Genomic DNA, 26,057 nt, shown 5'->3' with positions numbered 1-26,057 from the left:
CTCATCAGCGGTCCGTCGATGCCTCCAGACCCGGTGCACCACCCCCCAGATCATCAACAACAGGAGGGGGAAGTCATGCCGGACCCGAAGGCCGGAGGCCCCATTGCGGAACCACGAAGACGGTAACGGGGGGGAGGGACTGTGCTCCGCGCGGCCTCTTGTCTGTGTGCTTTTAGGCTGTGAGGCGCCGGGGGTCTGGTAGTCGGTAGGCAGCGGAGACCAGCGGAAGCTTCTGGATGGTGAGTTGGACGGGCTCACGGCTCAGAGTTCCGCGTCCGCCCTGGTGCGCGACCGCCACCGCGGGTGATGGTCTGCGTGCGACGAGTATCCCTTCGCCAGCACGTGGCAGGGCGCCCGGTACAGCGGCGGCCCGTTCAGCCGCCGGATGATCAACGCCACGCAGAACACGGATGCGGGCAGGGCGCTCAACGGCTTCTACACCTACAGCCGCGTCCTCGACGGAGACCGGTTCCTGGTATGGATCAGGTAGACCCCAGGCGGACGAGACCGGAAGACAAGACCCCGTGAACGATGAGCCGGCCCGAGCGACAGCCCTGGTACGCGCTGAGTACCACCTCTTCCAGATCACGGACCCGCAAGGGCCCGTGGCCGACGACCTCGACGCAACCCAGAACGGGCTCGTATCCGCTGTCGGCGGCGCCATCGAGGTGGCAACCGGGATCCATACCGGCAACGTCCGTGTCACGGTCGAGTTGTACTCCCAGCAGCCCGGCCCCATTGCGGGCTGGGAAGAGATCGCTGAGATGCCATGCCATTCCCCCTCCGGGGAAGTGCTGGTCACACCCATGATGGAAGACCTCGCTGATCTGCCTTCTCTGGCGTCTCAGGGCCCGGGCCGGTACCGACTACGAGTCCACGCGCTCGGCAGGGACACGGCTGTCGACGACACCACCGACGACATCGTGGAGTCCTACCTGATCCAAAGCTGGCCCGCCGCCCACCAGGACGCCCTCCTGGTGAAGGCGACCGACGCCTACGGAGCCCAGGTACGAGCCCGACCGGCCGGCGACACCATCGTCATCGACCACGAGGACTCACTCGACACCCAGACCGGCCGGGAACGCGACATCCTGCGCCGGGCCGGGCGCGGCGACTACTCCTGACCCGCTCTTGCGGGCCTTCGGTTGGAGCGACCTCGCACGGTTTGCCCCAACCGAAGCCAGCACGCCCTTCGCGGTGCGTTGGCCGTTTCGTGACGGCTGCTATCCGGAGCGGTGGCGGGCCCGGGTCAGGAGTCGGCCGAGCGACTCGCCGAATTTGCGCAGGAGTTGGCCTCCCAGGGCACGCTGGGCAGCCTCCCTCCGGGCACGAGCGAAGTAGTCGGCGCTCGCCACGTCTCCTTCTACCCAGCCAGTGCCGAACCGGACCGTAGTATTCCTGACCTGATTCATGAGACCCCCGAGTGCTGTGCAATTGAAGCCTGGACATTTCTACATAGAGTAGGTGTGTCCGCTACCGTGTAGTGGCAAACGCGCCCGGATCCCGGCTAGGCAGGAGTAACGTTTTACGTTTGCACCACGGGATCTCCGGGCTGGTCTGGAACATTCCTTCGAGGAGTTACTGGAGCCTGGAGCTGCCGCATAAATCCGATCAAGTTCACGATCGAATTGAGGCGTTCGTCATCTTCGAGGCCGTGGGGAATGTGTCCGCTCTTCTGTGCCTGTAGCACCAGAAGGCCATGTGAGGTGGATCCGGTGCGGACGGGTTTGAACAATGCTGTTTTGCAGTCGTCCGTCATGTAGATGCGTCGGTGGTCGGGATCCTTCGCATAATCCTGTACGTAGCGTCCGCTGACGGTGTCCCCGGCTGCCTCTCCGGTGGACTGCGCGATGGTCAGCAGGAACCGACCCTTGTTGGTATTCCCGAAGGAATCCGGCATTCCCGCGTCCTTGGCCGGCTGGTTGACGATACCCAGCTCGAGACTGGTGCCGTCCTCGGACAGCCAGTACAGGGCACTCAGTGCGCGCGGATGCGCGATCTCACCTGCTGCCTCGACCAGGCGCGTCAGCGCACCATCCCGCTCCTGTTCGAATTCTTGAGGCTTCTCCAAAATTTTTCCGATCCTCTTGGACAGAGGCCCCATTGCGGCCTCGAAAACCGCCGACCGCTCAATCTCCGACTTCGACTTACTGGTACGTAGCGTGAGAAATGAAGCTGCCCCCGCACATGCGGCACATGTTGCTACATAAAAAGGACCCACAGTATTCTCTGCGAATGCGGGAATAGTCGGCAGGCCCACTGAGATGGCGCTGAGTACTGCCACGCCCCATGGCTTCACTTTTTTGCTTCTTGCCGACGGATCTGGTTCTGGCACGCTGAATGCACCCTTTCTTCCGTGTATGCAAATGGATGCACCTCCACAGTCTCCGGTTCCCGCGTAGCGGTGTAATCGCTGAAGAGAGTGGTGCCGAAGCGTCGAAGCGCGTCAGGCGCATATGCATAAATGCATGCGCCCCGAAAGTTTGTTCGCTCGCTGGTGGGGCTCGCTACGCCATAGCGAAGGTTCGTCCTGCGCGGGCACCCTGCGCCGATCGCGGCCAGGGCGGGCCGTGTGCCGTTTGTTCTGCCGCCGCGCGGCATTGTGCAAGATCGAATTCGCCCCTCGTCGCGCTCACCCTGCGCCGCAGCAGTCCGGTCCCTCGCTTTGGGACGGAACTGCGCCTGTCGACTGGACTGCCCCAGCACCGGAGTACTGCGCCAGGCCCCAAAAGGGGCCGATACGGACCCGGCGGGGGAGCGGTTCGCGGAATCTGTCAGAAGCAAGGACGGAAGGGCACGGGGCCGAGGCTCAACCTCCCGCATCGTACGGAGCGAGCCGCCCGGCGGCTCCCTGGGTGCTCGATCCTCAACTGGCCGTCGGAGTCTTGGCCTCGGCCTGCCGGGCGCGCCGTTGTGCGCGTACGCCCGTGCCAGCCCTGTCCGGGGCCGACCAGTCCGGCTCGTCCCCGGGGTCCTTCGTCGCCACCTTGGTCACCTGCAGTCCGGCGGCCCGGCCGCGGGTGTGCTGGCTCGTATCGCACGTCAGCAGTCGAACGTCGCGGCCACCGGCCAGGCCCTGGATGGCCACTGTCCGGTCGATGATCTCGACATCGGGGCGGTCCAGGCGCGCGTGGCCGGGGGGATCGAGGACGATCTCCACGTTGACCCTGCCGCGCGTCTCGCCGTCCGAAACGGTGTGCTCACCCTCATGCAGGACCCCGTGGGTGTGGCCGTTGAGGACCCCGTCGAGGAGGCCGAGTGTGTGGGCGGCACGCCAGCGGGCCCGATGCTTGCTGGCGTCCTTGAGGTCGTCCAGCTCGTCGACCACGACGATCGGGAACAGTAGGCGCACGAACTGCCAGCGCGGCACGTCGAGTACCTCGTGCAGGTCGACGTCGGCCAGCTTGACCTCGTTCTGGATGTAGAAGCTGGAGTCGGCCACGACGAACACCTCGCGCTGGCTCCACCGGCCGATCTGCGTATCCAGCGCGTCCACGGCCGCCTCGAACGCCTCGATCCGTTCGGTGACCTCAAGTTGCACCAGGCCGTTCACGAGGCGCTGCTGTGCGGTCCCGGCGAGCGTGCCGCAGCTGCCCAGCAGCGCCTGGTAGCGGTCGGTGAACACAAGCTGGTCCAGGTCCCGGTTGCTGATCTGGGAGCGCAGCATCCGCGCGGACTCCGTAGCCCACTCCAGATACGTCAGCAGCCCCTCGAAGGCGCTGTCGTACGGCCGCTGCAGGTTCTTCGCCGCGGTGTGGACGCCGCTGAGGGTCTGCCGGATGTTTCTCCGGTCTGCGCCGGGGCGAGGTGTGATGAGCATGCGGTGATCCTGTCAGCGAGGCCCGCTGGCGCGCCCAGGGTTTCCGACGTCGCGACCCTCCGGTGACACGACCGCAGTCCCCGGCTCCGGTCATGTCGTCGTAGCCCTGGACGCCGTGGTGATTCGGTCGGGTGAGGGAAGGTCAGGTGAGGCCGGCGGTGGCGTTGTCCTCCCACCCGTCGACCCGCTGGAAGTAGCCGGTCATGGACCGGGAGTGCCGGGCCCATCCGCCCTGGTCGGCGATCACCACGGCGTCCTTGCCGTTCTTGCGGCCGGTCGTGGCCAGGCCAATGCGGAGGCTGTGGCCGGTCCAGGCGATCGCGATTCCGGCACGGACGCTGATCCGCTTCACGGCCCGGGTGACCGAGTCTGGGACCATGCCGCCCGTGACGTTGCCGTGCCGGTCGACGCCGACGAACGCGGGCGCGGACGGCTCCGACCAGCGCGGCTCAGCCTCAGTAGCGAGGCGGGCCCGGTATGCCTTCCACGCCTCCACGGGGCAGATCTCCGGGTCGCTCTGATAGTTGATCTTCGCGTCACGGACGGAGTGCTTGGTCTTGCCGGTGAGCACCGATACGACCAGGCCGCGGGGTGTCAGGGCGACGTCCCCGGCGAGGAGGCTGGCCGGGTCCTGGGCGCGTGAGGCGTAGTGGAAGCCGGTCAGGACGAGCGCCTTGTCCCGGGCCCCGGCGAGGGTGTCGGGGCAGGCCCGCACCACGCGGTACAGATCGGGCACACCGGCCGCCGCCGCCTGGCCGCGGCCGCGCCGCTCCCCGGCCTTGAGTAGTTCGACGGCCGCAGCCTCCAGTGCCGTCCGGGCCTGCGCCTGGTCGTCTCGGCCCACCTCCGCGCCATGGCGGCGGAGCTCTACGACGGCTCCGGCGAGAATCGTCCCGGCCGACGAAGCGGCGTAGCCCTTCCCGTTCGCCTGGCCCCGGTCCAGCATCCACACCACGAACGCCACAAGGGCGCCGCGCGTCGCCTCCAGTTCCGGGAAGCTCTGCGCCGCGCAGAACCGCTCCCAGACACGCCACGCCTTCGCGTACGTGTCCGTCGTGTTCGCGGGTCGCAGCCGCCGCTGGACCTCGTCGGCGAAGGTCTCCGCGTCCGCGAGACGCCGGGCGGTCTCCACCCCGTGGCGCTCCGCCCACCGGACGATGAGGGCAGGTCGCTCAGGGTCGGATCGAACGAGAGGCGCAGCGGCCTCTCCCGACGGGTGCCCGGGGCGGCCGGCCGGCCACGCGGTCACTGCTCTGGCTTCTCGGAGACGCCGAAGCTGAAGCCGACCTCGAAGGCGGGCGGTTCGCCGTACGCGGAGTGCCTCATCTGCTGGTCCTGTATGTCGAAGAAGCCGTCTTCGACGAGGGTGTCGCCGTCCCAGTACCAGCGGGCCAGACGGTCGGCCGCCCCGGCGAACTTCGTCGTCCACGAGCCCGCGCTCACGCTGATCCTGCCGATCGACGCCCCGGCAGGCATGTTCTCGCGCAAGGACTTCACCATGGACGGGATGTCTTCCAGCATGGTGGTGAGCTGGGATACGGCATTGACCGCAGATTGCCGGGGTGGAGGCATCCAGCCCTTGCGGCCGACGATGACGCCCGCCACGAGTTCGGGGGTGATGTCCAGCGCGGCCCTCTGCGCCGGGCCGTAACACAGCCGCCACTCCCGTTCGAACAGCCAGTCCGACCGCCCCTTGGCCGGGTCCGGCTCGTACACCACGCAGCGGTTGTACGTGCGCCGCGGCAGTTCCTCCTTCATCCGGTCGAGCTCGGTGCGCGAGACATAGAGCGCGGGCCGGGCACCGGCGGCGATGAGGCGTTCGCGGTCGAGCACGAGGCCCCACGGCGGATAGGGCCCCCGGCGGACGCCCTCGCGCAGCATCGCCCGGCGAGCTTCCTCGGTGACCTCGCTGAAGCAGATCACCGGGGCGTCGGTCCAGAAGGTCGAGTTCCCGCGCAGTACACCGCTGTGCAGGATGTTGACCAGCCTTTCCTCGGCGCTGCCCTGGGCGAAGTCCGGAATTTCGTCCTTCTCGGCCCGGGGGCGGCCCGTGAAGTGGACCAGAGTGTTCGGCAGGTCGGGATGCGTGCTCACGGCGCCGGTGTCTCCCCTTGCTCGCGACGCCCGCCTGACGGGTCGCCACGGCCGTTCTCTGACGTCGGATAAGGAGAGGTTATCCGACGCCAGAGAAGGCTGTCTCCCGCTTCCTTGGCGGTGACCCGGGCCTGGCCCGCGCAGTTCAACTGCGCCTTGACGCCAGCGGCATGCTGCAACGTGTGCCAGCCGCCCTCAACATCAGAGACGGTTCTGGCCCGGGTACGGCTCACGGATGGATAGTGCCCGAAGCGAACCAGTTGCGAGCTGTCGTTTCCGCTCCGTCCGGGAGGTCGTTGGTGAAGACCACGGCCAGGCCGCGGCGGGCGCGTGAGCAGCAGACGTAGAAGAGGTTGCGTGACCGTTGGGTGCGGTCGGGTTTGTCGATGCCGGCCAGCATCTTGCCGATGTTGTACATGGTCCAGGCGGAGTCGTCGATAACGACGACGACGTTCTCGAACTCGTCGCCCTTGACACCGTGTTGGGTCGAGAACGGGGTGAGTTCGTCGATGAACTGGGTGACGGCGATGACTTCGCTGTAGGGCACGTCGCGGAGTCTGTTGGCGAAGTCTGCTTGCCGTTGGCGTCGTTCGTCGAGGTCAGTTGCCGTTCTTCGACGTTCGCGCTCTCGCACCTTTCCTGGTAGGGCCAGGAGGGGGCTCTCGGTCATGAGGTCCATGACGTCGCCGACGGTCCCTGCCATGCGAACGGAGTTGAGTGCGTGGATGGCCTCGCTGATGGTTCGCTTATCGGCGTGCGCAGTGATGCGACTCTTACCCTGGGCCAGCAGGCTGGTCAGCTCTACGAAATCCCTCGCGCGGTGTGCTGCGCAGAGGGCTTCGACCTGTGTGAGGTACTGGACGTACGGCTCGGTGCGTGCCATCAGGTCATCTGGCCCATGGCTGCCCAGCTGTCGGTACTGCTCCAGCAGGTTGGGGTAGTTCAGTGTTCCGGCGATGCCGCGGTGTGTGAGCATCAGGTACTTGGAGTTTTCGGGTGACCAGCCCATGCCTGCGAGGGCCGATTTGGCGGCCTCCAGGCGGAGGGGGCCGGGTGGCGTGTCAGCTTTGAGGAAGAGGTGCACCTCGCCTTCTTGTCTCTCGCCTGCAGCTTCCTGGCGAAGTTCGGGCCGCATCTTGTTGAGCACGTCGACTACCGGCCGTGAGCAACGGTAGTTCTGGTGCTTGGTGATGAGTGTGAGCCGCTCGTGCTGTACCGCGCCGACACCGGTTCGGTAGATTTTTTGCATCGAGTCGCCGAAGAGGCCGATCACGCAGGGTTCCTTGCCTGCACCCGCCAGGTGATCCAGGAGCAGCTTGATCGTCTTCGGTGAGGTGTCCTGGTACTCGTCGACGAAGATGACGGGGTACTTGCTGGTGATGATGCGTATGAGCTTGGGATACGCGGCGACGAGCCGTAGGGACAGTGCGATGACGTCGTCGTGAGAGATGCGGCCCTCGCTGAACTTTCGCCCGCGGTCCGAATACTCGATCACCGGGGGAGTGGCCACCTCCGTGAGGTCTTCCGGGTTGCGCACGTCGTCGCTGTTGTTGTAGTCGAGGAGTTGCTGCCACAGCTCACGCGGATAGTCCTGGATGACGTCCCAGAGGAACTCGTGGATCGTGCCGACGGTGACCAGCGGGTCCGCAGAGATGCGTTCGAGGATCTTCCTCTTGGCGACGTTCGTGTAGGTGATGCAGGCGATCCGCCGGCCGCTCGACTCCAACTCCGAGCGTCGGTGACCGAGCAGGTACTGAAGGGCACGGACGAGGTCGGTCGTCTTGCCGGCACCTGCTCCGGCCTCTACGAGGAAGCTGTGCCGGGCGTCGAGTTCCTTGACGACGGTTTCGATCGTGGTCAGGTCAGCCACTGGAGCCCCTCTGCGATGTAGCGAGGGACGACCCAGTCCTCCAGGAGCATGACGTCGAACGCGAAGTCGGTCTTGTGTTTGGACAGCCGCTTGGCAATGCCATACGCATGGGCTTCGATGTCGCCTTCGGTGGGGTCAGCTCCGGCTTCTTCGAGGAAGGCTCGCTTCAACTCTAGATGTCTGAGGTCCCGGGCGAGAACGCTCGCGTTGGCGATGATGAAGGCGTCCTCGAAGCTTCGTGCGCAGACCCCTGCTTCCTTCTCCGGGACCTGGTAGGCGACGCGCACGTGGCCATGTTCCTTGGAGCTGGAGTCAACGGTCAGCAGCTCGGTGATCGCGGACTCACCTGGCAGCCACTTCTTGAGCGTGGAGTTCGAGGTGAGGGCACCCGCGGTGCTGGGCGGGCAGGCTTTTTGGTCCGTGGGGCCGACCGAGTCGATGTCGGTGATGACCAGGGTCCGCACATTGAGGAACTCCAGGAGTTCCCGGAACCGGACCGCGTAGGCGTCACCGACTTCGATGACCGATACGTACTGATGCAGGAGTCCTTCGGCACACCGGCGGACCATCTCGGGCAGCAGTAGCCGTTCGGCGGTGCCCTCGATCAGGATCACCTTGTCGGCGAAGAACATGTCGCACCGGTGCAGGACCATGTACTGGCGCAGGAACCGCAGTGTCTCGTCGCCGTGCGGGGTTGCCGTGACCTTCGCTTGGAAGGTGGAGAGGTCTTTGACCTTGCTATCGGGTTCGGAGCGGTCGAAGTATCGGACTGTGTGGAACCCGCCGCTTGCGACGATGTGGGACGAGTGCGTGGTGATGACCACCTGCACCTTCCACGGGGCCTTGCGGTTGATGAAGTCCTGGATGTTCTTGATGAAGACCTCCTGCATCTGGGGATGCAGGTGGGCTTCCGGCTCTTCGATGAACAACACCTGCAGCGCCGGCTTTGGAGCAGCACGCTCGTAAGCCTGGTGAAAGCTGATGACCTGCAGAATGGTGAAGATCAGCTTGCTGTAACCGAGCCCGTTGTGGCCCTCGGGAAGGTGAAAGCCGTCATCTCCGGACGGGTACTGGAGCCGTGTACTGCCTCTGAGGATGCCCGACCCCTCCATGAGGGATACGATGCGTGGCTTTTCGACCGGCGTGATCGTTCCTACCCCGAAACTGCGTAGGTCCTCGAAGACCGGGTCGAACAGTGATTCGTAGTTGGTGTCGAGTTCCAGCGAGGCTGCCGTCAGGGCGTCCTCGATCTGCTCGATACTCTGGTGACGTGCCTCGGCTCCACTCTTGACCTTGTAATAGGTCTCGAACGTCTTGGACAGCGTGCGGGCCTTGTCACCAGGGGTGTCGTCGACCTTGGTCTGCGCGTAGACGAACCTGACCGAGACGATCGCCTGCGCAGCACTGCGCTTGATCCCCTTCGTCACCTTCTCGTCGATCGGGCTTACTGCTCGAAAGACGGGAGCGAAGTAGCCCGTGAAATTCCTGCGCAGCCACTTGCTGGAATCGAACTTCTGCCTCTGGCTTGCTGTCCAGAAGTCCTTGAGGAAGTCGTGCGGCCGTGCTGCTTCCAGCGAGGCTTCGATCTTGACCGTGAAGCATGAGTCGTCGAGGTCCAGGATCACGTCGGTCAACGGAGCGAGGTCATCGTCCTCGTCATACTCGATCGTGAGTCCCAGCCGGATGGACGGCACGAGCTCGTACGCCTTGGCCAGCAGGCTCTCACGCGTCTGCTGATCGTCCTGGGCCGCATGCCCGTTCGCTTCCCCGAAGATCTGACGTGCCTGCTCGATGTCAGCGATGCGGCAGGTGGAGAAGTCCTCCAGCATGAACTGAGTGTCGTCGTCGCCGAAGAACTTCTCGAAGAGGTTGACGAACGATGTCTTGCCGCTGTTGTTGCGTCCCACGATGAGCGTGGTCCGCGGATCAATCCGCACATCTGCCCTGTCCAGGGCGCGGAAATTGATCACCTTGGCATGGGTCAGCTGCATCGCACTCCCGACTTCGTCCCAATCCCCGCCCACAGGGTGGCGGCATATGCCTGCGGCCACCGTGAGTCGAAGCAGTATGTGACGCTGAAGATGAAGGGGGTGATCACTTGACTCAAAGTGGCCGATGATGCGTCAGGTTGCGCCTGTTTCGATCGAGTTCGGTCGACGCAGGGTAGATCAACTGCTGCTCGGGTTGCAGGTTTCCTTGCGGCCTGCGTAACCCCCGCCCCACACGCAAGACGAAGACGGCCAGCCTCATCGTCCCGCCTACATCCCCCGGCGCCGATCCCACCGATCTCCTAGGCACCCCCTACGAAGCCCTCTGGCTCCCCACCGCGGCCCTGCGCCACCACGACCAGACCATCGCTTTCCGGCGCCCGCGGAGCTTTCGGCCTGTGGGCTGGTGGCCGAGGAAGACGGCGCGAGCGTGTCACGTGGTGGGGTGGGTGGTGATCCAGGTGAGGCCGCCGAGGTCGAGGTGGTAGCGGGCGCGGGTGACGGCCACGTAGGCGAGGCGGGCGTCGGTGTCGCTGACGGGCTCGGGGATCGCACGGCCCTGGGTGTCGAAGGGGTGTCTAGAGGTTTTCGTGTGGTGATTCCTCGTAGAATCGGCGGCCTTTTCTGCACAGGAATCTGCAGGGAAACGCGCTGGGTGCGAAGGTCGGCGAAACGGTCCAGGCAGAACGCGTCTGCCCCGGCCCGGGAACGGCGCGTGGCCCTATCTCTTTTCGCCGCCGGATCCTGGCACTTTTTCGGGCGCTCCGGGCGCGGCCGAAGGCAGCCGGGCCTGCAGATGGCCTAGGAGACTTACGTCGCCTCGCGCGCCGGGCCACGGCAGCGCGCGACGCAAGCCGCGCCAGTTCCTACGGTTTCTACAGCTCGAACCGGAGGTCGACGAGGTCTTTGAGGTGGACTTCGAGGCCGTGGGCGCGGCGGCCGCCGTCGCGGAAGTAGACCTCGCCGAGGGCTTCGGCGGCGATCTGGCGGAGGTCGTCCTCGTCGGTGCCGTCCTGCTGGGCTGCAAGGAGGCGGGCGGCGTGGTGGGGCGGGAGGGGGAGGGTGAGGTGGCGTACGCGGGACTGGTCGGTGCTGCCGCCGGCGGCGGTGTAGCCGAACCGGCCCTGGACGTCGATCATGATGCCGCCGCTGGTGGCGGCGGCCTGCCTGGCCCGGGCCCTGATCTGCGGCTGCCAGCGGGCGAGGACCTCGGCCCCCAGCCGGTCGGCGAGCTGAGGGCGGGGGGTTTTGATCTGGTTGCTCACATAGCGCTCCACGGTGCGCTGGCTGATGCCGAGGAGGTCGGCCACCGGCTTCGTCCTGCCGCCGTGCTGTTTGACGAGGTAACGCATCTGCGCCCCGGCGGATTTGGGCAGTGGGCGGGTGAACGCGCCCTGCACAGCCCGCTCGAGTTCTTCCGCGACGGTGACCACGCTGTCCCCCTCTATTTCCCGGTGTCCGGGCTGTCGGCCCGGCCGGTCTTGATGTAGCGGGCGAGGTTGGCGACGTGGCCGTCGCCGCCGAGCTCCTCGGACTTCTCCGCCCCCCACTGCAAGCTCTGGGTGCCCTCGTGCTTGACCATCCCCGGGGAGACGCCGAGCCGGAAGCTGCCCGCGACGGTCTTGCCGTCGGCGCCGTAGGGCAGCACGTCCAGTGGGCTGGGTCCCTCGGCGGCGTACACGGCGCAGTCGGAGAGGACCGCGAGGGGGTAGCGGCCGGTGGCGGCGGCGAGGTTGAGCATCTTGCGGTGCATGTTGATGCGGGCGCGGGAGATGACGGCGGCGCGGATGTCGGGGCGCCAGGTCGGGCGGGCCAGCGCCGGCCAGGGGTTGCCCGGCTTCCAGCCCCCGCCGCGCGCCTTCTCCTGCAACTTGCCGATGCCGCCCTTGACGGTCATCTTCACCGCGTCCAGCACCAGGGCCAGCTCCGGATCGCGCTGCTTGTAGCCGTCCATCGCCTCAAGGAACTCGCGCGGGCCCAGTTTCTCGCCCACGCCCAGATCGGCCATGGTGGCGACGTAGGCGTCGCGCAGCCGCTTGTACCAGCCGTCCAGGTACCGGCCGCTGTCGTGGCGCAGCCAGCCCTCCAGCGGGGCGACGTCGTAGCCCAGCTCGACGGCGTAGGCCACCGTCGGGGTGGCGTACCAGGCAGGGCCCGTGGGGCGTTCCCCTGTCGGCGTGAACGCGCTGGGCAGCAGACCGCCGTGCACGTCGCGCCACTGCTTGCCGATCTTCACCCGGGACGGATCGACGTGGGAGAGGTCGACCAGCCAGGAACCGGGCACCGCCGCATCGAACGCCGGACGCACGACGTGCACCGGGGGAGTGGCCAGGCCCACGACCGCACCGTTGGCGGCCGCCCCGAACGCCAGGTTCACGTCGATGCCCACCAGGTGACGCTGCATGGTATCGGCGCCCGTCATCTCCCGCGCCCAGTCGTACGCCTCCTCCATCAGCTTCTCGTCGGGGCCGCGCACGTGGAAGCGGGGCAGGTGCGCCAGGACGGGGTGACCGTCGGTCGCCTCGCACGGCGCCGGATCCAAAGCCTCGGTCCCCAGCGATCCGGGCCGCACCTCGCGGTGCCGCTTGCCGTCCTCGTCCGGCTCGCTGGCACGGGTCGGCGGGTTGAGCGCCGTCATCAGGTGAAGCCCCGTCACCGCGGTGGTCCCGACCGGGGTGACGACGCGCTGCGCGTACACGCCCAGCACCCGGGCGAGTTCCGCCGGAGGAAGCTGCGCGGCATGGCCCCAGGCACGGTCGTCGAGGGCGTGCCAGGAGGGGATGCACAGCTGCACGCAACTGCGCCGGCCCCCCTGCGCGGGACGGTAGATCCGCGCCCACGGCCCGAATCCCCGCTTGGTGAGCTGCCACTGGGCAGGCTCGAGCTGGCCCAGCACCTTGTGCCCCTCCGGAAGCCGCCCGGCCAGCCGCGCCGCCTCCGGCAGCTGGGCAGGCAGACCGTAGCGCTCACACGCCGCCCCGGTCAGCACCAGCAGCGGGTCGGAGTCCTTGCCCGAACCGTGCAGCCGCTCCGCCCCCAACTGCGCCTCGCTCAGCGCCCACTCGACCAGGGCGGGCAGGGACTTGGCGGGCACGTCCAGGAGCAGACCGCCGACGCCGTAGCCGGTCACCTGTCCGTCCGCGTCGGCGTCCAGGACCAGCAGCGGACCGTGCTCGTGCCCGGCATCGTGCGTACGCACAGCAGCCTTCGGCGCACCCGGACGCCGCGAGGACGGACGGGACGGCGCGGCAGCAGGCGCCGGATGAGGCGCCCGAGCGGCGGCACCGGACTCGGAGGCCGGAACGGAGGCCGGAACGGAGGCCGGAACGGGGGCGGGCGTGGCTGTCGCCTTCGCGTCCGCGGGCCGCGGCCCCGCCCCGCCGGACGCCTCCGGTGCCGGGGCCTCGGGCGGCAGGGCTGCGCCTGCGGCGGGAGCCGGGGCCTCCACGGCCGGGTAGAGGAGAGCGAGTTGGGCGAGCAGGCGCGCGTACGCCTCCCGCTGCGGAGGCCTCGGCTCGGCCTTGCCCGACTCCCAGCCGCCGATCGTCGCCCGCCGGACGTCGAGGGCCGCGGCCACCTCGTCCAGGGTCAGGGCATGCGCCTGCCGCAGACGCCTGCGTTCGGCCGGCGGCGGCAGCGGGGACCGGGACGCGATCAGCGCGTCGACCGCGTCGAAGAGCTCGGACATGGGACACCTCCGGTACCGACTCTATCCCATGGATCGCACAATGTGCGTACGGATACCGTACTTTTCGCGTACGAATGATGGGCGGGCTGGTAGGGTGCTCGATTGGTGGGGCTTCAATACCGGGTCTCGCCGACCTCCCCGACCGCGGTGGTCGACCGGCTGCCGTCACCTCTCGGACTGAGGAAGCTCGCATGACCGTGGCCGCTGTGTTCACCCCAGACCAGCCGAAGGAGCGGCGGCGGCTGTTCGCCGACCAGGCCGAGGCCGTCTCGCGGCTGGCGCGTCATCTGCGGCGGCCCGGGACGCGTGCCCTGTACGTGTCGGCGACGGGTACAGGCAAGACGCTGGTGTCGATCCGGCTGGCGGACGAACTCGACGCGCGGCTCGTCCTGTTCGTCGTGCCCACCCTGGACCTGGCCGCGCAGACGGCGCTGGCGTGGCGCCGCGACGGGCACCTCGAGCACTTGGTGATCGTCTCCTCCATGGACGTGGCCGGCCGCGACGACCTGGTTGCCGCCCAGGTCATGTCGGCGACCGATCCGCGCACCCTGGCCGCGCTGATGTCCGTGGTCGGCGACGAGGAGGACCAGATCCCCGCGCTGACGGTGATCTGCACCTACGACTCCCTGGACAAGATCGAGAAGACCGGTAAGACCCGGTACGCGGTTCCGGCGTTCGATCTCGCGGTCATGGACGAGGCGCACCGCATCGCCGGGCGCGCGGACAAGAAGTGGTTTCGTATCAACGACGCGAAGCGCATCCATGCGGACCGCCGTCTCTACATGACCGCCACCCCGCGGACCTTCCTCGCCCCGGAGCTGGCGGAGTCCGCCGACACCAGCCGCCCGCGCCGCCGCCGCGGCGCTCCCCCGGCCTCCGACGTCGATGCGTTCGCCAACTCGATGGAAAACGAGCAGGTCTACGGCAAGAAAGTTTTTGAATACCCGCTCGCCCAAGCGGTGGAGGACGGGCGCGCCGCGGACTACCGCATCGTGGTGCCCACCCTGACCGACGCCGACCTGCGCCGCCGCCTGAACACGCCCGCCCCAGGCACCGCGGGCACGGCCCCGGACACCTCCGTCGGCGCCGGTTCTGGCGAGGAGGATGACGGTGCGCTGCGCGCCACCGCCCTGCACCTGTCCGTCCTGCGCGCGATGACCGAGCACGGTCTGAAGAAGGTGCTGGTCTACTTCAACCTGGTCGCCGACGCCCGCCGCTTCGCCCGCGAACTCCCGCACACCCTGCGCCTGCTGGCCCGCACCGACCCCGATTTGGTTCCCGACATCGTCCCGCAGATGTTCTTCGCGCACGGGGATAACACCCCCGCCGAGCGCGGCGACACGTTCACCGCCTTCTCGGTCGCCGACTGCGCGATCCTGGCCAACTCCCGCCTGATCGCCGAGGGCGTCGACATCCCCAGCGTCGATGCGATCGTCTTCGCCGACCCCACCCGCAGCGTCGTCCGCTGCGCCCAGGCCCTGGGCCGCGCGCTGCGCCTGGACGTCTCCGGCAAGACCGCTTCCCTGATCGTCCCCGTCTACATCCCGCCCGGCGCCGACAGCGAGAACATCCTGGGCACCGCCTACGAACCGGTGTGGGCGATCGCCACCGCGCTGGCCGGCCACGACCACCGCATCATGGAGCGCCTGCCGGACAAGGCCAACCGCCTGCCCCGCGAGAGCAGCCAGGTCATCGCGCGCCGCTGGAGTTTCGACTTCACCGTCCACCCCGAACGCATCGCCCAGGCGATGGACCTGGTCTCCTTCGACCCCCGCGACCAGCCCGTCTCCCGCAGCCGCCGCCTCGGCCTCGCGGCCGCCCAGAACTACCGCGACGAGATGGGCCACCTCGACGTCCCCGCCGACTACACCGACCCCACCGGCTACCGGCTCGGCACGTTCATCACCACCATGCGCGACGCCCGCACCGCCGGCCGCCTCGAAGCCGACTGGATCGCCGAACTCGACGCGCTCGGCATGATCTGGGACAAGCACACCGCCGCCTGGCGCGCCCGCCTCACCGCGGCCTCCGACTACCTGCACGCCCACGGCCACCTCGCCGCCCCCGCCACCACCCCCGTCGGCGCCTGGCTCGCAGAACAACGCCACCTCGCCGCCCACGACCGGCTCGACGCGGCCCGCGCGCAGGACCTGACCGCCCTCGCCCCCGACTGGCGCCTGCCCCACGGCGCGGACTGGCACCGCAAATACCACCTGCTGCGCACCCACCTCGCCACCGGCGCCGACCCCACCGCGCTCACCCGCGACATGGTCCTGGCTGGGGTGAAGATCGGCTCCTGGCTACAGCGTCAGCTCACCACCTGGCCCGCCCTCACCCCCGGCCAGCAGGAGATGATGACCACCCTCGGCCTCACCCCCGACGCCAACCCGCTCACCCCCGCCCGCCGTACCCGCCGCAGCTTCGAGGAGAGTGTCCAGCTCCTGGAACTCTTCCTCCACCGCGAAGGCCGCGCCCCCGCCTCCCGGGAGAAGATCGTCGTCGACGGCGACACCGTCCACCTCGGCGCCTGGCTCGCCAAAGCCCGCACCAAACACCGCGACGGCCAACTCCCCGAGGCTCACGCCCGCCTGGTCGCCGCACTGTTCGACGACGACTGGACCACCGAGGGCGCCGTCCCGGCCGCCGTGGCGTAGGTGCCCTTGTCGCCCGACAGACCCCCTTCCCCACCTGCTAGCAAATCGCTAACATCGCTTCTATGGGAATCGCACAGCTCAACACCCGGGTCGACCAGGAGCTGGCCGACAAGGTGCGCGCCTCGGCGCAGCGCGCCGGAATGTCCCTCAACGACTACGTCACCGGCGTCCTCGAAGCCGACCAGGCCGCCGCGGACGGCCCCGAAGACCTGCGGGAGGCCCGCGCGCGCATGCACGCCCGCGTTGCCTACCAGAAGTGGATCGCCAGCGGCCGGCCCGAAACCGGCTCCATGACCATGGATGAGGTCTTCGGCGCGTGACGGCCATCCCCGCCCGGTTCGCCGTGCACGTCGGTGAGACCGTCAAAAACCTGCCCGGCCCGGCCAAGGAAGAGCTCCACGACGCGGTGATCCGGGCATGCGCCGACCCCTGGTCCTGGCCGCAGGCCGACAAACACGACATGGATGAGGCGGTACGCGTCATCACGACCCGCACCGCCATCGTCCACTACGTGATCATCCCCGGCCCCGACCCCCACCTGTGGGTCTTCGCCATCACCGTCTGACGCACACGGTGCTGCGCGAGGAAAGGCGGTACGCCGCCTCTCGGCTCCGGCGGACGCCCTGGGCGCAGCGGCCGATCGCTGCGGCGGGTTCCCGGCCGAGGCATACGGCACGAGGCGGTGGAGGGCGTAGCGCAGGATAGGAAATGGCTACCTGCTGCCCGAGCCCGCGTTCTACCGTGCGGGCATGAGCACGCAGGCCTTCAACGGCGCCTACCTTCTGCCCCTCTTCGAGACGATCGAGCAGGCCCGCGGCGAGGGCGCCTACCGGCAACTGCCCGCCCCGCACCCGGCCAGCAGCCTGGCCGCCGACGACGCCACGCTGGGCCCCTACGCCATCGCCCACCTGGTCCAGAACTCCCACACCGCCGGTCTGGCCCACGCCGATGCCCTGCGCCGCCTCACGGTGGCGGGCGAGGTCGACCCCATCAGCCCCTGGACCCTGCTGCGCGGCGCGCTGGAGAACTTCGCCACCGGCCTGTGGCTCCTCGACGGCGCCGGCCGCGACGAACGCCGCCACCGGGCCCTGTCGCTGTGGGACGAGGACATGCGCAACCGTCACCAGCACGAACAGGACACCGGCCACCAGCCGTCGGGTGCGGGCAAGACCGGCGCGGAGCGCCGCGCCGAGATCAAGGACATCGCCGACCGCCTCGGCCTGCCCCCGCTCACCCGGCCCGGCACCCTCCAGATCCTGCTCGCCGCCGCGCCCTCGGCCGGCCTGACCGCCATCAAGGTGGGTGCCGCCTGGCGGGCAGCCTCCGGATTCGCGCACGGCCGCTACTGGCCCAACCTCAGGGCCTCCCAGCCCCGCGCCGCCTTCCAGGCAGACAACGGCATCCACACCCTGGCCCTGGTCATCGACGAGGACCAGCACCGGCCCCTGGCCCAGTACTGCCACAGCATGCTGCGCCGACTGCAGGAGCACTACACCGCGCGTGCCCAGGCCCACTGACCGAGCACGCCAGCAGCGCCCCTGCCTGCCCCCGGGGTGTCGCTTAGCCGGATGTCTCCCAGTCGGCGTGGAACAGCGCGCATTCGAGGAGGTCGGGGGCCGCGCCAGACGGCCAGCCTTCATACGCGCCCAGTTGCTCGGCGGCGGCGTGCATGAAGGAGAGGTAGACCCGGTAGCGGTGGGGCGTCCAGTTCCCGTCCGACCAGACCCAGGCGGCGATGGAGCCGTCCGCATCGTGGCCGCTCTCGCGGCCGACCGCAGCCGCTATCTGCCGCAGGCGTCTGGCCAGTACGCGGTCGAGGATGAGCGGCCGCGCGCCGTGGGCGGGCGCCGCGCAGTGTCGGCGAAGTAGAGGAACTTGGTGAAGAAGGCGGGCCCGAGCCCGGATACCTGCCCCTGAAGCGCGGCGTACGCCTGCGGTGCACCGTGTTCGTGCAGTGCTGTGACCGCGGCGGCCAGCGCCGTGTCGAGGCCGTCGTGGGCCAGGATCTTGTGGAGGGTGGCCGGTCCGCTGCCGCCGGGAGTGCCGCGCTTTCCCTTGCCCCACACGTACGTCGCGACCAGCGCCTCGGTGAACGCCTCCCGCCGCAGCGCGTCGGCGACGGCCGCGGCCACCTCCGCCCGGCTGACCGCGGCATCACCTTCGGCGGCGACGGGAGCCAGCGCTGCGGGCCAGGGGGAGATCTGCGCCCACCGGGCGGGCGTGTAGCGGACGGTGTGCGAGCCGGGTGTCGCGTCCGGGTAAGCCGACGCATTCGTCTTCCACCAGCGGCCTAGCGCCCGTACGGCGGCGTCGGGCAGCAGGCGTGCGGCCATCTCGCGGTCCATTGCGTCCGCACGCTCCTGGCGACTCTGCTCGTTCACGAGCCGTTCCCTGCCTGACGTGCCGCCGAGTCGGGGGAGGGCGCGCCGGACTCCTTCGATTCGGGCTGTTGCGGTGCGCCTCCGCCCGGCACGAGTTCGGCGGCTGCCTGTTCCAGTTCTTGCCGGCGCAGTTCGCCGCCCTCGATCAGGTACTTGTCGGGCAGGGGTCGTGCCGGCAGTCCCCAGGCGCGGGCGCGGGTCCGTACGCCGATGTCACGGCTGACGACGATTACCTCCGCGGGAGCGACGGCCTGGTGCAGACGCAGTGCCGAGGCCACCAGCTCGTCGTCCGGCACGGGAAGGCGGGCGTGCCCGGGCTCATCGGCCGCGATGAACACGTGGGTTCCGTCGTCCGCGGCCGCTTTCTCGGGCTCCGCTTCCAGCACCGACTCCAGTAGCCCGAACACGCCGCGCGCCCGCCGGGAGATCTTCTTGTCCCCGGTCTGGTAGCTCTTGGTGTCGATTTCGTCGACCACGACGTGCGGGACCATGACCGCGGTGCCCTTCCCGAACTCCTTCTGCCAGGGGACCTTGTCGAGCCGCGTGAAGTGCAGCGTGGTGTTGGTGTCCAGCACCGCGTACCGCACGGCACCAGCGTGCCCGTACTGCTCCTGCAGGGCACGCACCCGGTTGGCCAGGGTTCTGAAGTAGTCCTGGAGCTCGGAGAGTTCCACGTACATCATCAGCCGGGCCTCGTCCAGCGGTGCGGTGAGGATCGCCCGGTAGCGGCCCGCGCGGAGCTGTCCCGCGATCTCCCGGTCGCTGAACCGCCGGTTGAGCTCCTCGGCGGCCTTCCAGGTCCACTCGTCGTACCGCTTGCGCACGGCCCGCATCGCTTCCTCGGCCTTTGCGCCCGTTTTCATCGAAAGAGGGATCCGGGTGGAGACGTCGTTGAGGCTCCCGGAAACAAGATCGTTATCCAGGAAATTGATTGCTTCGGCACAGGTCGTTCCGGATCTCAGCATGCCCCTGTTCTCCCCCGGGACTGGCTCGGTGCGCCCCGTCCCGGCCATCCTGCCAGCGTTGATTACGTCCGATGCGAGTTCTGCTTCTTCCTTCTGGGCGGGAACCGCCGTGCCCGAGACTTCCCGGTGTCGTTGCCCAGGTGCCACTCAGCGGTAAGCGGGTGACGGCGTCCAGCGGCGATGCAGCCCGAGCGGGTGCCGCTGAAGACCGCCGGCTGAGGAGCGTCTGCCGGAGCTTCCGACTCGACGGTCATCGGCGTCTGAGCGGGCCCGAGCGCGCGTACGAGACCGGGAGAGCACCGGGGGCGACCTGCTGCGCCTCGAGTAACCGGAGGGACCCCTCGCGGGAAGACAGGGGCCCCGGCGGCGGTGGCCTCTACCGGCGGCGTCGGCCTGCAGCATCGGGACTGCAGGCCGACGCGACACGGGGTTAGTAGTGGACGTTCCAGCCCAGTGCCTCGGCGACGACCTGGAGACCCACCTCCAGAGTGAAGCAGACCCCCAGATCGTGGGCGTCGAGGCTGCTGCCGATCTGACGGAAGTGGCCGGCCAGCGTGCCCGGCTCGAAAGAGTCGGACAGCACGTGCCAGGGCGGGCGATGCCCCGGCCGTTCCTGCTCCTGGGTCGCCAGGGCGACCGTGTAGGCGATCACAGCGGGCCACAGCTGCTCGACGAGGTAGTCCCGGCCGTCCTCGCCCGACTCCTGCTCCAACTCCTCGGCCAGCTGCGCGCGGAACCGCTCCCGCAGGTCCGGGTGGGCCGCTTCGACGGCCTCGACCACCCGCGTGAGACCCGCCCCGGCACCCAGGCCGTCCAGGGCAGCCGGACGTGCGTGCGGGGGCAGCCAGATCCACAACTGGCTCAGATCCGACCAGTGCGCGCCCGGAGCCGCCAGGCCACCGGCATCGTTGAGACGCTCGACGAAAGCCGCGCCGCCCGCGCAGGCCAAAAGCGCGGCCACCGCCGCCCACCCCGCGGGCACGGCCAGCTCCTCGAACCACAGGTGGTCGATGTCGTAAGCCAGACGCACAGGGTCGTACCCGCCGAACAGGTCACCGTCGAAGACGCAGGAGGGGCACACGGTCACCTCCTGTGCCGCGGTGGGCGCCAGCAGGTACCGCGCCGGATAGCTGTCGCCACAGATCGCGCACTGCGCGTCGTTGACCAGCTTGGCGATCTCGTTCTCCCGCGCTCGGGCCACCGCGGCCGACACCTGGCTCACCAGCTCCTGCGGGGGCGTGTCGCCCGGCACCTCGAGGACCATCGCTTCACCGGTGTTGATGCTGATGGGCGGGGCGATGAAGGTGAACGCAGGAGTGGTCGTCAGGTCATGGTGATCGGCGTCGTCGGGGTGAACGTCCGTGTCCCCGGTGCCGGGGCGGGAGAGCAGTGACCACACCGGCCCGGCGTACGAGGACCACTGCCCCCCTTCGGGGAAGCCATCGTTCTCCGTCGGCCAGCCGGCCTGGTGGAACGCCTGGACCGCGGTGCGCTGCACATCGGCGGTAAGGATGGCCCGGGAGCCTTCCGCGTGCATGCGGGCCGTACGGGCGTACCCGCTCTCGCCCGCCGCAGCACGGATGGCCTGCTTGCGTGCACGATTACGCGTCATGAGGGTCTCGTCTCCGGCGCAGCCCCACGTCCCACGCCTGGTACGCATCACGTGCAGGCAGAGGGTGTTCATCGTGAGATTCGCAGAACCTTGTCCACCAGGCCGCGAGCCACGTGGGGGCCCGCAGACGGGAGTCGGGCGATCACGGTCGCCGCGACGAGGGTAGCGCGGCACGTCCCCAGGGTTCAACGTCCTTGGTGACAGGGGCCGTCCCAGGTTCGAGGTCCGAGGCGACCTGATGCGCGGCGCCGGGAACGGGCCTGCTCCGCCCCTTGAGGGGTGGCCTGGCCGAGTCGGGTGGCCGGACGGCACCATGCTGTCCATGAGGGATCAGCGAGCTGAAGAATTCGCCCGGTGCGCCGTACTACTGGCTGCGGAGTTGCGCACGACACGGCGAGACGGTGCGGTAGCCGCCGATCCCGAGGCAGGAGCGGACCCTTTCGCCGCTCCTGCCCCGACAGGTGATGACCCCTTCGCTCCGTTTATGGCGGGCCGGGAGGGCGTCTTCGATCAGGCACTGTCCAACGGGCTGGCTGCGATCGTCGCTTCCGAGTGGCCAGGGAAGGAGGTGGACCGCAACGGACGGGTCCTGTCGGCCAGCGCGCTGCTCAGGGTGATCGAGGAACACATCCCGGCTACGGACGGCATCGTCTGCGTGTCTGACGAGCATCCGATGCCGGACATCTCCCAGGACGACACGGACTCGCTCTTCCAGGCGCCTCGTCTGTCCTCGCACACCCGGATCGATGTGCACACGCTCCAGAACGGGATCGAGGCCAGTCAGGCGGCCCGTCACGGCCGCGGCGCCGGAGCTCTGCAGCATCGCCACGTCGAGGCCCTGCTGGCCCTCGACGGCCACAGGAGCCTTGGAGTGATGGGAGAGGAGCAGCAGGACCGGATCCAGCAGATCGCCCAGGCAGAGGACGCGGCCTCCCAGAAACGAGCTGCCGAGTACCTCGAACGGATCGGTGGGGAAGAAGCCACCCGGCGCGCCGAGAACGTGGCCAACCCCAACGCCTACCACCCGAAGCACAACCCGGATGGACACGACCTTGGCACCTGCCCCGTCTGCGGGCACGAGACGTTCTGCGTGGAGGGCCTTGACCCTGTCTTCGGCCGGGTCGGGTACGGACAGTGCCTGGTGTGCACCTACACGCGCACCCCGGGCGCCGCAGAGGACGAGGCATTCACCGAACAACTCCGGTCGATCATGGACGACGAAGTGATGCCTTCCGGCACCCGCAGCCGTGGCCTTCGGCGGCCAGCCCCGTCACCCCTGGAGTGCGCGCCTCGGCGTGGGCGCGGAAGCCTCTGAGGGCGGGCAGGGATCTTCACCCACCCCGCGCGAGCCCTTCGTCAGCTCCTCCATGGAGCGCATCCACCTCTCCCCGAAGCCGACGGCCCCCGTCTCGTCGCCGGGGATGCTGAAGATGTCCGGGTTCTCGGCGAACTGGTCCATCAGCGTCTCGTACACGTCGTCGAAGAACGGCTCGAGGCAGATCGCCAGGGACTCGGCGAGCTGCCTGGGGGAGGGGTTGATGGCGATGACGTGGTCCAGGAAGGGGAACATGCCGAGGTCGTCGATCCGCTGCCGCAGCGCGGCCTGCGCGGGGGTGTCGGGCAGGAGCAGTCCGTGCAGTACGTACAGCGCGTAGAACATCCGCAGGCCGACCAGCACCTCCCGCGCCCGCACCAGTTTCTCGTCGCTCGCCCGCTGCACCTGAGCCACCATGTCCGCGTGTTGCTGGAGCAGTCCCCAGTCCACCTCGGGCCCCTCGCCGCGCTCGGCCGCGCCCAGCATCTGCGCCCAGTTCTCGGCCGTCAGCCCGAACATGCCGAACGCGGCGAACGCTTCGGCCAACGCGTCCGCCCCGACCTCCTGCGCTCCCAGGCCGATCGCGGCTGCCACGTGCACCATGCTCCTGAAGTCCGGCCCCTCGGCCTCGGCGGGCACGTCCCCGCCGGCTTCGAGCGCCGCCCGCACCACCGCAGGGTTCACCGCCCCGCGGTACGAGCCCATGAGCCGTCCGGCGGCCGCGTACAGCGCGTCCTGTCCTTCCTCGCCCGCCCCGGCCGCGCTGCGCGCGAACTCCACGAGCCGCTGCGATGCCGAGCGTTGCAGCGCCCACACCAGGGCCTCACGCACGGCGGCCACCGGCGGCTCCGGCACCGGGGCCGCCCCCGGCGACGCCGGTGGCATGCCGGCTTCGGCGAACCACTCCAGCACGGCCAGCCGCCGGTCACGTCCCTGCCGAAGATGCCGGGCCAGCGCCGCCGCGCTCTCCACCACCAGCGGATCGACCGCGTCGACGACCGATCCCCGGCCTTGCCCGAGTCCCCGGCGCCGGTGCCGGGGCAGCAGCCCCGTCCGCCGCCAGCTCTCCAGCTGGCTCGCCGTCACCGTCAGGTCCCGCCCTGCCAGTGCATGGATCACCCGTTGATCCGCAGGGCTCGCAGCTCCTCTAGGCATGCCCGCCATTTTAGAACCCCGAGAAGTGCCTTTTTCTACGGAGTGCCGTCTCTGGCTCACTGGTCTCCAACAGCAGCACCGGCAGCCCGTCAACTCCAAGGAACCAGCCCGGCCATGACCCCTCGCCACCCTTCCCGCGTCCGCACCCAGGTCGCCGCCGCCCTCACCACCGTGCTCCTGACCGGCGCCATCACCGCCGGCCTGCACCACCCCGGCCACCTGATGCGCCTCCTGGCCGTCCTCGCGGCCGTGCTGGGCGCCCTCACCGCCACACTCGCCCTCGCCGCGGCTTTCGCCCCCACCGCCACCACCCGGACGGCCGCCCGCACCACCCTCGACCTCCTGCTGCGCCTGGTGCCCTGGTACAAGAACTGACGGCACGGGCGAGAGCGCTGCCCGCACAGGACGGCGCCCCCGGAGGCGACGAGGCCTGCCGCGCCGCGGTCGGCCCCTGGCACGAGGCAGGCGGCCCGGGGCTCAGCCCTTTCGGTGAGCCCGCCGCCCGTCGGTGAGCCTCACAGTGACCATGCCGCTGAGGGAACGCCGTGCCCGCTCGACCGCCTTCCGCCCGGGCCCGGCCACGGGAGGCGTCGAGCGGAGCCCCCGCGGCCGGGCCTGCGACTGAACGTGGCGTCCCGGCCGGGAGCAGGTGGCGGCGCCCGCCCTGCTCGCTGCCTCGTCAGCGCTGCGGCAGGTTGCGGCTGGCATCACCACTGGCGGGGCTACCGAACCGCTGCCGCAGCCAGGCCCGGGTGTAGTGCCGGATGACCGCGCGGGCGGTGGCCTCGGCGGCCTTGCGGAGCGCCCACCAGATTGCCTCTCGCAACTCTGCCTCCGGCACCGCGTGGCAGAGGAGGGCGAGGGCGGCGCAAGCCCCGATGCCGCACAGAAGAAGGCAAAAAGCGGGAAGGAACGAACGTGCGGGCAACGGCTCTCCAATGAGTAACTGGACGGTGAGCGAGGCCTGTTGGTGTTCCAGGCCCCACTACTACCGTGCAGGTGGCAGGGGGTCCCGGCACGCTCGACCGGCTCCCTGGCAGACCGGCGCCGGGCAGACGACCGACAGGCTCTGCCCCTGAGGCTGCCGGTCTCGCACCGCCCCGACACGCTCGACCGCCCCGGCCCCGGCTGCGCGCCGGAACGCCACCGGCCCGTCGCCGCGTCCGTGTGCTCCCGCCACTCCACCTGGCCCGGCAGGTGGCCGGAGAGAACCCCGGCCACCCACCCGCCGCCCTTCCGCTACCGGTTGCCGGTGTCCTCGGACGGAGCCTGCTGCGTCTGGCGGCGGCTCAGCCGTTTCTCCACGGCGGCTTTGGTGGCCTCTTCAATCACCGTTCCTGCGGCCTTCTCGGCAGCCCACAGGGCCGCCTTCGCCACGAGGGACCGGGCCGCCGACGCGGCAGGTCCGTCCGCGGTGAGCACAAGACGGGCAACCGCTACCAGGAGCTCGACTATCAGGTACACGAAGTCCTTTCCGGGCCAAGCCGCCTGCCGGCCAGCCCCATTGACCTTGCCGGTCGGCCAGAGCCACGCACACCCGCCCTGGCCTCCCGCCGTCTCGACCGGCGCGTCAGCCCGCGGACAGGGAACGGTCTCCCGGCCGCCCTGCCGCGCCCTGACACAGGAGCGGGCCACCTTCCGGACGACCGTGCGCGCCACCCGGCGCAGCACCCACTCGGCCACCTTCCGGACCTCCTGCGGCACCCCGGGCAACACCAGGCAGAGAAGGCAGACAGCAAGGGCGCACAGAGCGGGGCGGGGGAGGGGACGACGGAACAAAGACGGGCTCCTCGACAAGGACAACGGGACGGACAGCGGCGCCCGCCGGGTCTCGGCCGGCGCCCAACACGACGGTGCCGACGCCCAGCACAGCGGCAGTCCCGACCGCCGCGGACCCCGCAGAGGGCCACCAGCACGACCGTGCCCGGACCCACCCCACCGCCACACCACGCCCCGGAGCAGCGCCCCGCAGCCACCCGGTGACAGCACGACTGACAGCCAGCCATAACCGCCACACCTATGGCCTGCTGAGGTGATGTCACACAGCCCGCGCTACACAGTCGTTGAGTTCCTCCGCGCCCTCATCTCATCGAGACACATCACAGAGCACCCACCCGCAGTCTCGAAACCCATCTACCTCGAACCCGGATTCACCAAAAGTTCTGAAGCGAAGGAAACAGCCCGCCATCCACCCCGACCTCTGCCTCTTGTAGCCAGCCGCCCGCGAACGCGGGCCAGGGTCCGGGAGCGCAGCGGACGGACCCCTCAGGCTCCTCCAGGAGCGCAGCGACGAGGAGCCGCCGGCTCGGAGCGCAAGCGGAGAGCCGGAAGGCACCAGCCCAACCTCCGGATTCACCCAAACTTCTGACGGAAGGAAACACGGCTCGGAGCGCAGCGCAGAGCCAACTCCTCGCACCGCGAGGAGTGCCGCTCCGTCACCCGCGCGCAGCGCGGGGCTCCACTCCAACTTCCGCGCGCAGCGCGGAGTTCCCTGGAACCTGCGAAGCAGGTTCTT

21 protein-coding genes and 2 pseudogenes are annotated in these 26,057 nt (G+C 69.0%); 8 read left to right on the top strand and 15 right to left on the bottom strand.

The annotated features are described in order from the left end of the window. Positions 1 to 373 precede the first annotated feature (373 nt). Positions 374 to 490 (top strand): annotated as a pseudogene (locus tag OG788_RS00115) (hypothetical protein); the annotation flags it as partial. Between the two features lie 34 nt (positions 491 to 524). After that, positions 525 to 1,124: a hypothetical protein gene (locus tag OG788_RS00110; protein WP_406368229.1), complete on the top strand. Its 600-nt coding sequence runs from the start codon at positions 525 to 527 to the stop codon at positions 1,122 to 1,124. Positions 1,125 to 1,223: 99 nt separating this feature from the next. Here OG788_RS00110 and OG788_RS00105 read toward each other — a convergent pair whose 3' ends face one another. From OG788_RS00105 to tap, 9 genes are all read right to left on the bottom strand, one after another. Next, positions 1,224 to 1,355, bottom strand: a complete 132-nt coding sequence (locus OG788_RS00105) for a hypothetical protein (protein WP_406368227.1) — start codon at positions 1,353 to 1,355, stop codon at positions 1,224 to 1,226. A 170-nt stretch (positions 1,356 to 1,525) separates the two neighbouring features. Then, a complete protein-coding gene (locus OG788_RS00100) occupies positions 1,526 to 2,335 on the bottom strand; it encodes a hypothetical protein (protein ID WP_406368226.1) in 810 nt (269 codons plus the stop codon). A 531-nt stretch (positions 2,336 to 2,866) separates the two neighbouring features. After that, positions 2,867 to 3,820, bottom strand: a complete 954-nt coding sequence (locus tag OG788_RS00095) for a PIN domain-containing protein (protein ID WP_406368224.1) — start codon at positions 3,818 to 3,820, stop codon at positions 2,867 to 2,869. Between the two features lie 142 nt (positions 3,821 to 3,962). Then, entirely contained in the window at positions 3,963 to 4,952 is a 990-nt protein-coding gene (locus OG788_RS00090; protein WP_406368223.1) for an integrase, read from the bottom strand. A gap of 113 nt (positions 4,953 to 5,065) precedes the next feature. Continuing rightward, the gene (locus OG788_RS00085; protein WP_406368222.1) at positions 5,066 to 5,914 is read right to left on the bottom strand and encodes a hypothetical protein; all 849 of its coding nucleotides are present in this window, start codon (positions 5,912 to 5,914) and stop codon (positions 5,066 to 5,068) included. Positions 5,915 to 6,143: 229 nt separating this feature from the next. Then, a complete protein-coding gene (locus tag OG788_RS00080; protein WP_406368220.1) occupies positions 6,144 to 7,784 on the bottom strand; it encodes a UvrD-helicase domain-containing protein in 1,641 nt (546 codons plus the stop codon). Beyond that, a complete protein-coding gene (locus OG788_RS00075; protein ID WP_406368219.1) occupies positions 7,772 to 9,775 on the bottom strand; it encodes an ATP-dependent nuclease in 2,004 nt (667 codons plus the stop codon). Before OG788_RS00075 ends, OG788_RS00080 begins: the two co-directional genes overlap by 13 nt. Before the next feature lie 872 nt (positions 9,776 to 10,647). Beyond that, complete coding sequence (tpg, locus tag OG788_RS00070; protein WP_406368218.1) at positions 10,648 to 11,205, bottom strand: telomere-protecting terminal protein Tpg; 558 nt, start codon at positions 11,203 to 11,205, stop codon at positions 10,648 to 10,650. 11 nt (positions 11,206 to 11,216) lie between these two features. After that, entirely contained in the window at positions 11,217 to 13,460 is a 2,244-nt protein-coding gene (gene tap / locus OG788_RS00065; RefSeq protein WP_406368216.1) for a telomere-associated protein Tap, read from the bottom strand. 191 nt (positions 13,461 to 13,651) lie between these two features. Between tap and OG788_RS00060 the strand changes: the two genes are divergently transcribed. The 4 genes from OG788_RS00060 (at position 13,652) to OG788_RS00045 (ending at position 17,631) form a co-directional block, all read left to right on the top strand. Next, on the top strand, positions 13,652 to 16,114 hold the full coding sequence (locus OG788_RS00060) for a Helicase associated domain protein (protein WP_406368214.1): 2,463 nt from the start codon (positions 13,652 to 13,654) through the stop codon (positions 16,112 to 16,114). A 62-nt stretch (positions 16,115 to 16,176) separates the two neighbouring features. Continuing rightward, positions 16,177 to 16,434 carry a toxin-antitoxin system HicB family antitoxin gene (locus OG788_RS00055; RefSeq protein WP_339135258.1) on the top strand — a complete coding sequence of 86 codons (258 nt, stop codon included), beginning with the start codon at positions 16,177 to 16,179 and terminating at the stop codon, positions 16,432 to 16,434. Beyond that, positions 16,431 to 16,679: a hypothetical protein gene (locus OG788_RS00050; protein ID WP_406368212.1), complete on the top strand. Its 249-nt coding sequence runs from the start codon at positions 16,431 to 16,433 to the stop codon at positions 16,677 to 16,679. Before OG788_RS00055 ends, OG788_RS00050 begins: the two co-directional genes overlap by 4 nt. Before the next feature lie 184 nt (positions 16,680 to 16,863). Next, the gene (locus tag OG788_RS00045; protein ID WP_406368210.1) at positions 16,864 to 17,631 is read left to right on the top strand and encodes a hypothetical protein; all 768 of its coding nucleotides are present in this window, start codon (positions 16,864 to 16,866) and stop codon (positions 17,629 to 17,631) included. A 43-nt stretch (positions 17,632 to 17,674) separates the two neighbouring features. Here the strand turns inward: OG788_RS00045 and OG788_RS00040 are convergent. The 3 genes and pseudogenes from OG788_RS00040 to OG788_RS00030 all read right to left on the bottom strand — a co-directional run bounded on the left by OG788_RS00040 (position 17,675) and on the right by OG788_RS00030 (position 21,072). Then, positions 17,675 to 18,447 (bottom strand): annotated as a pseudogene (locus OG788_RS00040) (hypothetical protein). Positions 18,448 to 18,491: 44 nt separating this feature from the next. Beyond that, positions 18,492 to 19,358: a PIN domain-containing protein gene (locus OG788_RS00035; RefSeq protein ID WP_406368208.1), complete on the bottom strand. Its 867-nt coding sequence runs from the start codon at positions 19,356 to 19,358 to the stop codon at positions 18,492 to 18,494. Positions 19,359 to 19,890: 532 nt separating this feature from the next. Next, positions 19,891 to 21,072 (bottom strand): hypothetical protein, encoded by a 1,182-nt coding sequence (locus OG788_RS00030; RefSeq protein WP_406368206.1) that lies wholly within the window; start codon positions 21,070 to 21,072, stop codon positions 19,891 to 19,893. Between the two features lie 484 nt (positions 21,073 to 21,556). On the opposite strand from OG788_RS00030, the gene OG788_RS00025 reads away from it, so the two are divergent. After that, positions 21,557 to 22,387 carry a hypothetical protein gene (locus OG788_RS00025; protein ID WP_406368204.1) on the top strand — a complete coding sequence of 277 codons (831 nt, stop codon included), beginning with the start codon at positions 21,557 to 21,559 and terminating at the stop codon, positions 22,385 to 22,387. Here the strand turns inward: OG788_RS00025 and OG788_RS00020 are convergent. After that, a complete protein-coding gene (locus OG788_RS00020; RefSeq protein ID WP_406368202.1) occupies positions 22,343 to 23,542 on the bottom strand; it encodes a hypothetical protein in 1,200 nt (399 codons plus the stop codon). The genes OG788_RS00025 and OG788_RS00020 overlap by 45 nt on opposite strands. 114 nt (positions 23,543 to 23,656) lie before the next feature. Between OG788_RS00020 and OG788_RS00015 the strand changes: the two genes are divergently transcribed. Next, positions 23,657 to 23,917, top strand: a complete 261-nt coding sequence (locus tag OG788_RS00015; protein ID WP_406368200.1) for a hypothetical protein — start codon at positions 23,657 to 23,659, stop codon at positions 23,915 to 23,917. 304 nt (positions 23,918 to 24,221) lie between these two features. Here OG788_RS00015 and OG788_RS00010 read toward each other — a convergent pair whose 3' ends face one another. After that, a complete protein-coding gene (locus OG788_RS00010) occupies positions 24,222 to 24,368 on the bottom strand; it encodes a hypothetical protein (protein ID WP_406368198.1) in 147 nt (48 codons plus the stop codon). Positions 24,369 to 24,781: 413 nt separating this feature from the next. Continuing rightward, positions 24,782 to 25,225, bottom strand: coding sequence for a hypothetical protein (locus OG788_RS00005; protein WP_406368197.1), 444 nt, complete (start codon positions 25,223 to 25,225; stop codon positions 24,782 to 24,784). Positions 25,226 to 26,057 lie beyond the last annotated feature (832 nt).

This window comes from Streptomyces sp. NBC_00647 (assembly GCF_045207245.1).
Classification (GTDB): domain Bacteria; phylum Actinomycetota; class Actinomycetes; order Streptomycetales; family Streptomycetaceae; genus Streptomyces.
Note: the sequence above shows the minus strand (reverse complement) of the source record. Positions and strands in the feature narration are given on the sequence as shown.